The following is a 7,296-nucleotide window of genomic DNA, read 5'->3' as shown; positions in this document are numbered from 1 at the left end:
GATAGCGGTGTATCCGTCGATGAATTTTCTGGCTGATACACCGCTATCGCGAGCAGGCTCACTCCTACAGGGTTCTGTAGCGACTCTGAAAATGTGTACACACGACTGTCACCATCGGTGCCATTTGTGTGTGCACTTTTTTGTTTCCGCGCCCTGAAAAGTTACATCCCGCCTGAAAATCACTCCCCCTCGCCCTTCCTGAAAATCCCTCATTAAAAATAAATACCTGTTCAATCGGTCAATTTTTAACCACTTATTTTCAAAGACTTAGCGCACATCGATAACTTTTCGAAATGAGCACAGCTGCGTATAGATCGCTAACTGGCACAAATCTGGCTTTAGTGCATACATGTTTTGTATACAAAACTGCAAAACATACTCACACTTTCGATCCGCAAGCCTGAAGCGCCCTATCCCGTACAGGCTGCAGATGCCCCGTAACCAGTGATGTTTTTCACTGCCGCGACGAAGATTTGTCGAGCCTGACGGCTTATGCACAGTCATCGCGGCCTTGAACATCAGGAGCCTGCCGGAATGCGTACAAGTCTCTCCAATAACATCGCGCTGAATCTGCCCGCCTCTGCTCTCGACCAACCGTTACCCCATGACGGTCTGACCGAGCCGTTACAACTAAGCCCCCGTCTGCACAACAGCGACCTCGCGCCGACCAAGGCCGAAGGACGGCGCTGGGGCAAATACAGCATCTTCGCCCTGTGGACGAACGACGTGCACAACATCGCCAACTACTCCTTCGCCATTGGTCTTTATGCCTTGGGCCTGGGTGGCTGGCAGATTCTGCTGTCGCTGGGGATCGGCGCGGCGCTGGTTTATTTCTTCATGAACCTGTCCGGTTACATGGGGCAGAAAACCGGTGTGCCGTTTCCTGTCATCAGCCGGATCAGTTTCGGCATTCACGGGGCGCAAATTCCTGCACTGATCCGGGCAGTTATCGCTATCGCCTGGTTCGGCATTCAGACGTATCTGGCCTCGGTGGTCTTTCGTGTATTGCTCACAGCGGTACACCCCGGTTTCGCCGAATACGACCACAACTCGATTCTTGGCCTGTCGACCTTGGGCTGGGTATGTTTCGTGGCGATCTGGTTCGTGCAACTGGCGATTCTCGCCTACGGCATGGAAATGGTGCGTCGCTACGAGGCGTTCGCCGGGCCAGTGATTCTGCTGACTGTCGCCGCGCTCGCCGCGTGGATGTACTTCCAGGCCAACGCGACCATCGCCTGGTCGACTCGCGACCCGCTGACCGGTGGCGAGATGTGGCGCAACATCTTCGCTGGCGGCGCGTTGTGGCTGGCGATCTACGGCACGTTGATTCTCAACTTCTGCGACTTCGCCCGCTCCTCGCCGTGCCGCAAGACCATCAAGGTGGGAAATTTCTGGGGTTTGCCGGTGAATATTCTGGTGTTCGCCGCGATTACTGTCCTGCTCTGCGGCGCGCAATTTCAGATCAATGGCCGGATCATTGAAAGCCCGACCGAGATCATCGCCTCGATCCCCAACACCTTCTTCCTGGTGCTCGGTTGCCTGGCATTCCTGATCGTCACCGTGGCGGTGAACATCATGGCCAACTTCGTCGCTCCGGCCTTCGTCCTCAGCAACCTGGCGCCGAAATACCTGACCTTCCGCCGTGCGGGGCTGATCAGCGCCACCATCGCCGTGTTGATCCTGCCGTGGAATCTCTACAACAGCCCGTTGGTGATCGTGTACTTCCTGTCCGGCCTCGGCGCCCTGCTCGGCCCGCTGTACGGCGTGATCATGGTCGACTACTGGCTGATCCGCAAAGGCCGGATCAACGTCCCGCAGCTCTACAGCGAAGATCCCAATGGCGCTTATTACTACAGCCGCGGGATCAATTTCCGCGCGGTGGCGGCGTTTATTCCTGCGGCGTTGATCGCCATCGTCCTCGCGCTGGTTCCAGGTTTCCACAGTGTTTCGCCGTTCTCCTGGCTGATCGGCGCCGGTATCGCCGGAATGCTTTACCTGATCATCGCCAAGCGTCAGCCGCACTACGCCGACGTCAGTGGCGAATCGATTGCCGTCGACAACGTCTGCCATTAACTCCCTCGCGGCCCGGACTCCGGGCCGCAGAACTGCCCGCTATAAGGATTTCCCCATGCGTATTCTCGTGGTTAACGTCAACACCACCGAATCCATCACCGATGCCATCGCCCGCTCGGCGCAGGCTGTCGCTTCACCTGGTACTGAAATCGTCGGTTTGACGCCGTTCTTTGGCGCCGACTCGATTGAAGGCAATTTCGAAAGCTACCTCGCTGCCATCGCCGTGATGGATCGGGTGATGGCCTACGATCAGCCGTTCGACGCGGTGATTCAGGCCGGTTACGGCGAACACGGGCGCGAAGGCCTGCAGGAATTGCTTAACGTGCCGGTGGTGGATATCACCGATGCAGCGGCGAGCACGGCGATGTTTCTCGGCCATGCGTATTCGGTGGTGACCACGCTGGATCGCACCGTGCCGCTGATCGAGGACCGGTTGAAGCTGTCCGGGCTGTGGGATCGTTGCGCCTCGGTACGGGCCAGTGGATTGGCGGTGCTCGAACTGGAGCACGAGCCGCAGCGTGCGCTGGAAGCGATCGTCCATCAGGCGGAACTGGCGGTGACGCAGGATAAAGCCGAGGTGATTTGCCTGGGTTGCGGCGGCATGGCCGGGCTGGATGAGCAGATTCGTCGACGTACCGGGGTGCCGGTGGTGGACGGCGTGACGGCAGCGGTGACGATTGCGGAATCGCTGGTGCGACTGAAGTTATCGACCTCGAAAGTCCGCACCTACGCGACGCCGCGCCCGAAGAACATTATTGGCTGGCCGGGGCGGTTTGCCCGCTAGACCGAGTTATCGTTCATCGCGAGCAAGCTCGCGAAGGCAGCAACTCGGTCCAAAGCCCTACTCAAATCGCACTAAACCGCCGCGCCAACCCCCGCTCCGCAAACTGCTCAATCACAAAATCCACAAACGCCCGGGTCTTGCCCGGCAACAATTTGTGCTCGGCGTAATAGATCGAAATGTTGCCGTCATCGACATACCAATCCGGCAACACCCGCTGCAACGTCCCTGCCTCCAGATACCCGACCGCAAACGGCATGCTCACTAAAGCAATTCCCAGGCCTTGCGCCGCCGACCTGCAAGCGGCCTCGGAATCGCTCATGGTCATCCGCGCCCGCAGTGTCAACGGTTGGCAGTTCTGCGGATTGCGCCCGGTCAACTGCCAGGAACGCACGCGCCCGGTCTGCGGCGAGCGGATCAGAATGCCGTCGTGATGGCTGAGGTCCTCCGGCTCGACGATCTCGGGATGAGCCTGACAATAATCGGCGGACGCCACCAATATCCGGTGTGCCGGGGTCAACCTGCGCGCGATCACCCCTTGCGGCAATTCGAAGCCGCCACCGATGGCCGCATCAAAGCCCTGCCCGATCAGATCGACCTGTCGGTTATCGAAATGCCAGTCCGGGTTGATCGCCGGATATCGCCGCAAAAACTCACCGAGCATCGGCACGATATGCAGACAACCAAACGCTGCGCCCATGCTGACTTTCAGCGTTCCCGCCGGCAGCCCTTCAACACTGGACAGGTTGGCCACGGCATTTTGGATCGTGGTCAGGCTGCCACTGACCTGATCGAGGAACAGTTGTCCAGCCTCGGTCAGCGTCAGGCTGCGTGTACTACGCTGGAACAGCCGCACGCCGAGCCGCACTTCGAGTTTGGCCACACTCTTGCCGACTGCCGCCGGGGTCAGACTCAAGCGCCGAGCGGCTTCGGCAAAGCTGCCGACCTCGGCACTGCGCACGAAGCATTCGATGCTGCTGAAGGTTTCCATGGTCGTCACTATAAACTTCTGGTTTACACAGACTATAGCAATCATGGTCTACACAGTTGTCGATATCACGCCGATACTCGGCACCAACACCAAGGCATTCCGCCTTGAATAGTCTGGAGATCGAACATGACCACTCAACACCTCGGCGGCAAAGTCGCTCTGATTCAAGGCGGTTCCCGTGGTATCGGCGCTGCCATCGTCAAACGTCTCGCCGCTGAAGGCGCTGCAGTAGCCTTCACTTACGTCAGCTCCGCCGCTAAAGCCGAAGAGTTGCAGAACAGCATCACCGCCAACGGCGGCAAAGCCTTGGCGATCAAGGCCGACAGCGCCGATGCCGCCGCCATCCGCCACGCCGTCAGCGCCACCGTCGAAGCCTTTGGCCGAGTCGATATTCTGGTCAACAACGCTGGCGTACTGGCCGTCGCACCGCTGGAAGACTTCAAACTCGAAGACTTCGACCAGACTGTAGCTATCAACATTCGTAGCGTATTCATCGCCTCCCAAGAAGCCGCCAAACACATGGGTGAAGGCGCACGCATCATCAACATCGGCAGCACCAACGCCGACCGCATGCCCTTCGCCGGCGGCGGTGTGTATGCGATGAGCAAGTCGGCGCTGGTCGGTTTGACCAAAGGCCTGGCCCGCGACCTCGGCCCACGCGGCATCACCGTCAACAACGTGCAACCTGGCCCGGTCGACACCGACATGAACCCGGCGCACGGTGATTTCGCCGAAAGCCTGATCCCGCTGATGGCCGTCGGTCGCTACGGCAAAGCCGAAGAAATCGCCAGTTTCGTCGCCTACCTGGCAGGCCCGGAAGCCGGTTACATCACCGGCGCCAGCCTGACCATCGACGGTGGTTTCGGCGCCTGATTGTTTCCGAGTCGCCTGAACGAAAAACGCCGCCCCTCTTTTTACAGAGGGGCGGCGTTTTTCTGTGTCAGGTGTTTAAGCCCATTCCAGCGCCGGTAATCCGCAGGCACTCGGTGTGAAGGCTTTCAGCGTACGAAGAATCCCGTCAGCGTGAGCGTATTTTTCATCGGCCATGGCGGCGTCGGGGATGGCGATGGCAGTCATGCCGGCGGCTTTCGCGGCGGTCACGCCAAACGGCGAATCCTCAAATACCAGACAATCTTCAGGCGCAACGCCCAGACGCCGGGCAGCGGTGAGGAAAATATCCGGCGCCGGTTTGGCTGCGCCGACTTCCGGATCGTCCGCTGTAACGATGAAATCGAACAACGCAAACCAGTCGCGGTGCAACGTGGTTTTCTGACCGAACGACTGGCGCGAAGAACTGGTGCCCACCGCGATGGGAATGTTGTGCGCCTTGAGATGACGGATCAGCTCCTCGGCGCCCGGCATCGCTTGCGCGGTGGGAAAACGCTCGCGCATCAGCGGCTCGCGGATCACCAGAAACTCTTCGGCGGTGATCGGCAGATCCAGCGCCTGCACCACGTAGTTCGCCAGGTCGTTGGCACCGCGACCGATGATGTTCTGCTTGATGCTCCAGTCGAAGGTGCGCCCATAACGCCCGGCAATCAACGAGGTGACCTCGGTGTAAATGCCCTCGGTGTCGAGTAGCAAACCGTCCATATCGAAAATCACGGCCTTGATCGGGCCGAACGCCTTCAGCGGTGCATTCATCATCGGATCCGTTAACAAAGACATCCCAGGCGACTTGATACAGGCCGCTGCTCGGATCTGATTAAAGGGTTCAGCAGCATAACGAGAGCGACGGACATTGGGCAACGGGCAATGTCCGTTTGCAACGCTGAACCACTCGCAAGCATTTAGCGAAACATCCTACAGACTTAACCTACTCGCCCGACTTCTTTCCTGTTTGATCCCCCGCAAAGTCCCCGCACCTTTTTTACGTGCGCGAGAGACTGTGAATGCAGCCACCCGAACGGTTATTGCAGCTCAACAACAGCATCGGTCTGCTGGTGGTTGCCGCCCTGAATCCTGAACACCCCGATTTTGAAGCCCTGATTCGCGAATTCCGCCTGTGCCTCAACAACTATGACGCCTGGGCCGAGCAGTTCTGGACAGGCACGGCGCTGGAGGTCGAACAGGTGTTCACCGTCGGCAACGACGTTCGTCTCAGTGCGCCGATCAAATCGCGCCAACCGATCAGTTCCTCGGTGGTCATGTGTTCGGCCAGTGGGCCATTGACGCTGGTGCACATGTTCGAAGCGGCGCGGTTTGTGCCGATTGGCGATACGCCGGTCACGCTCGAACCGGTGATTGCCGATGTTGGCGGTGTGCTGACTTTCGGCGAACCACTGCGCCACACGATCGGCCCGAGCGGCATTCTGCAAGTGGACGATTGCGAGCGGGGCCAGCGTTATCGCATCACCTTTTTTCCCGATGTTTCCAGCGACCATGTGCAGACGCTTTACGCGTCCTATGAAGCGGTTCTCGGCAATCTGGAAGGCTGGTTGCGCGGTGAGTGGGCGCAGTTTCAGCCGCAGTGGGCGGCGTTTTCCAGCGCCGGTTTTCTTGATCGTTACGGGCAATTGCAGCAGGCCGATTGGCGCGGTTTTGAAAAAGCTCTAAATGGCGTCTGGGATGACATCAAACAGGTTTTCGCCCTCCTCGCCGATCTGCAGTCCAATAGCGAAAAACTGCTGGAATACCTGAGTGCGCTCGAACTTGAGGCGCTGTTGCAGGCTTCCAGTGAAGCCATCGCCAACGCTCTATTGATGCTCAGCGATGAACCGCTGCTGTTCATTCATCTGGCGGCGTTTACCAGTTGGCTGAAGATGTTGCCGCCGCAGTATCTGGCCGAAGTCGTGGCTGAAGTCCGCGTCGAACTGCTGATCAGCTTTCTGCTGATGTGCGTGTCGGGTGGCGTCGGTGTGCCGTTGCGCTTGAGTAGCAAAGTGCTGGCGAAGGTCAAGTCGCCACGGGCGCGGGAATGGCTGGCGGCTTCGGCTTCGCGGCTGGCTGAATTGACGTCGACGCCGGAGCCGGAGCTGAACAAGCACGCGATCGCGTTGAAACCGCTGATTCTCCACGCGCGAGACGTTGAGCTGAAACCGACACCCTCGATTCCGCTGAACATTCGTCAGGCCGATTCGCTGGTGTTGGTGCCGAACCCGGCGCCTCTTGCCCGAGACAAGTCGGGTGGTTCGACCCGGATGGAACGGCATGAGCCGCACGACGACGCCTCCGACCAAGCGAAAAACCCCAATGGCGACAGCGCCGATTGCGCGCTACTGACCTGCACCAACGGGTGTCCGGTGTCGATGGTCACCGGCGAGGAACTGCTGACCCTGACCGATGCGGTGCTCGATGGCGTACTGCCGTTCGAGTTCACCCGGTTGTATCGCAGCAGCGCGGTCGAGATCGATGTCGGGTTGGGCTTTGGCTGGAGCCATTCGCTGGCGCATCGCTTGGTTTTCGAGGGCGATTTTGTTGTCTGGATCGACCATGAGAACCGTCGCACGCG

6 protein-coding genes are annotated in these 7,296 nt (G+C 59.0%); 4 read left to right on the top strand and 2 right to left on the bottom strand.

What is annotated here, in order from left to right; all coding sequences use genetic code 11:
- The first annotated feature begins 534 nt into the window (after positions 1-534).
- Together EJA71_RS19555 and EJA71_RS19550 are read left to right on the top strand one after the other, a co-directional pair.
- Positions 535-2,073, top strand: coding sequence for an NCS1 family nucleobase:cation symporter-1 (locus EJA71_RS19555; protein WP_158959249.1), 1,539 nt, complete (start codon positions 535-537; stop codon positions 2,071-2,073).
- A gap of 55 nt (positions 2,074-2,128) precedes the next feature.
- Positions 2,129-2,857, top strand: a complete 729-nt coding sequence (locus EJA71_RS19550; protein ID WP_158959248.1) for an aspartate/glutamate racemase family protein — start codon at positions 2,129-2,131, stop codon at positions 2,855-2,857.
- A gap of 61 nt (positions 2,858-2,918) precedes the next feature.
- On the opposite strand, the gene EJA71_RS19545 is transcribed toward EJA71_RS19550, so the two are convergent.
- Positions 2,919-3,845, bottom strand: a complete 927-nt coding sequence (locus tag EJA71_RS19545) for a LysR family transcriptional regulator (RefSeq protein ID WP_158959247.1) — start codon at positions 3,843-3,845, stop codon at positions 2,919-2,921.
- Between the two features lie 126 nt (positions 3,846-3,971).
- Here EJA71_RS19545 and EJA71_RS19540 point away from each other — a divergent pair, with 126 nt between their 5' ends.
- The gene (locus tag EJA71_RS19540; protein ID WP_158959246.1) at positions 3,972-4,718 is read left to right on the top strand and encodes a 3-oxoacyl-ACP reductase family protein; all 747 of its coding nucleotides are present in this window, start codon (positions 3,972-3,974) and stop codon (positions 4,716-4,718) included.
- 75 nt (positions 4,719-4,793) lie between these two features.
- Here EJA71_RS19540 and EJA71_RS19535 read toward each other — a convergent pair whose 3' ends face one another.
- Positions 4,794-5,489 carry an HAD-IA family hydrolase gene (locus EJA71_RS19535; RefSeq protein WP_034152892.1) on the bottom strand — a complete coding sequence of 232 codons (696 nt, stop codon included), beginning with the start codon at positions 5,487-5,489 and terminating at the stop codon, positions 4,794-4,796.
- 248 nt (positions 5,490-5,737) lie between these two features.
- Between EJA71_RS19535 and EJA71_RS19530 the strand changes: the two genes are divergently transcribed.
- A partial coding sequence (locus EJA71_RS19530) for a DUF6531 domain-containing protein (RefSeq protein ID WP_256671779.1) occupies positions 5,738-7,296 on the top strand: 1,559 nt, incomplete at its 3' end.

Origin of the sequence: Pseudomonas sp. PB106 (genome assembly GCF_009764645.1) — a bacterium.
Lineage (GTDB): Bacteria > Pseudomonadota > Gammaproteobacteria > Pseudomonadales > Pseudomonadaceae > Aquipseudomonas.
Note: the sequence above shows the minus strand (reverse complement) of the source record. Positions and strands in the feature narration are given on the sequence as shown.

Excerpts from the sequence above, each read along its gene's own strand:
- EJA71_RS19545 (WP_158959247.1), bottom strand. The coding sequence starts at position 3,845 with ATGGAAACCTTCAGCAGCATCGAATGCTTCGTGCGCAGTGCCGAGGTC.
- EJA71_RS19550 (WP_158959248.1), top strand. The coding sequence starts at position 2,129 with ATGCGTATTCTCGTGGTTAACGTCAACACCACCGAATCCATCACCGAT.
- EJA71_RS19540 (WP_158959246.1), top strand. The coding sequence starts at position 3,972 with ATGACCACTCAACACCTCGGCGGCAAAGTCGCTCTGATTCAAGGCGGT.
- EJA71_RS19555 (WP_158959249.1), top strand. The coding sequence starts at position 535 with ATGCGTACAAGTCTCTCCAATAACATCGCGCTGAATCTGCCCGCCTCT.
- EJA71_RS19535 (WP_034152892.1), bottom strand. The coding sequence starts at position 5,489 with ATGAATGCACCGCTGAAGGCGTTCGGCCCGATCAAGGCCGTGATTTTC.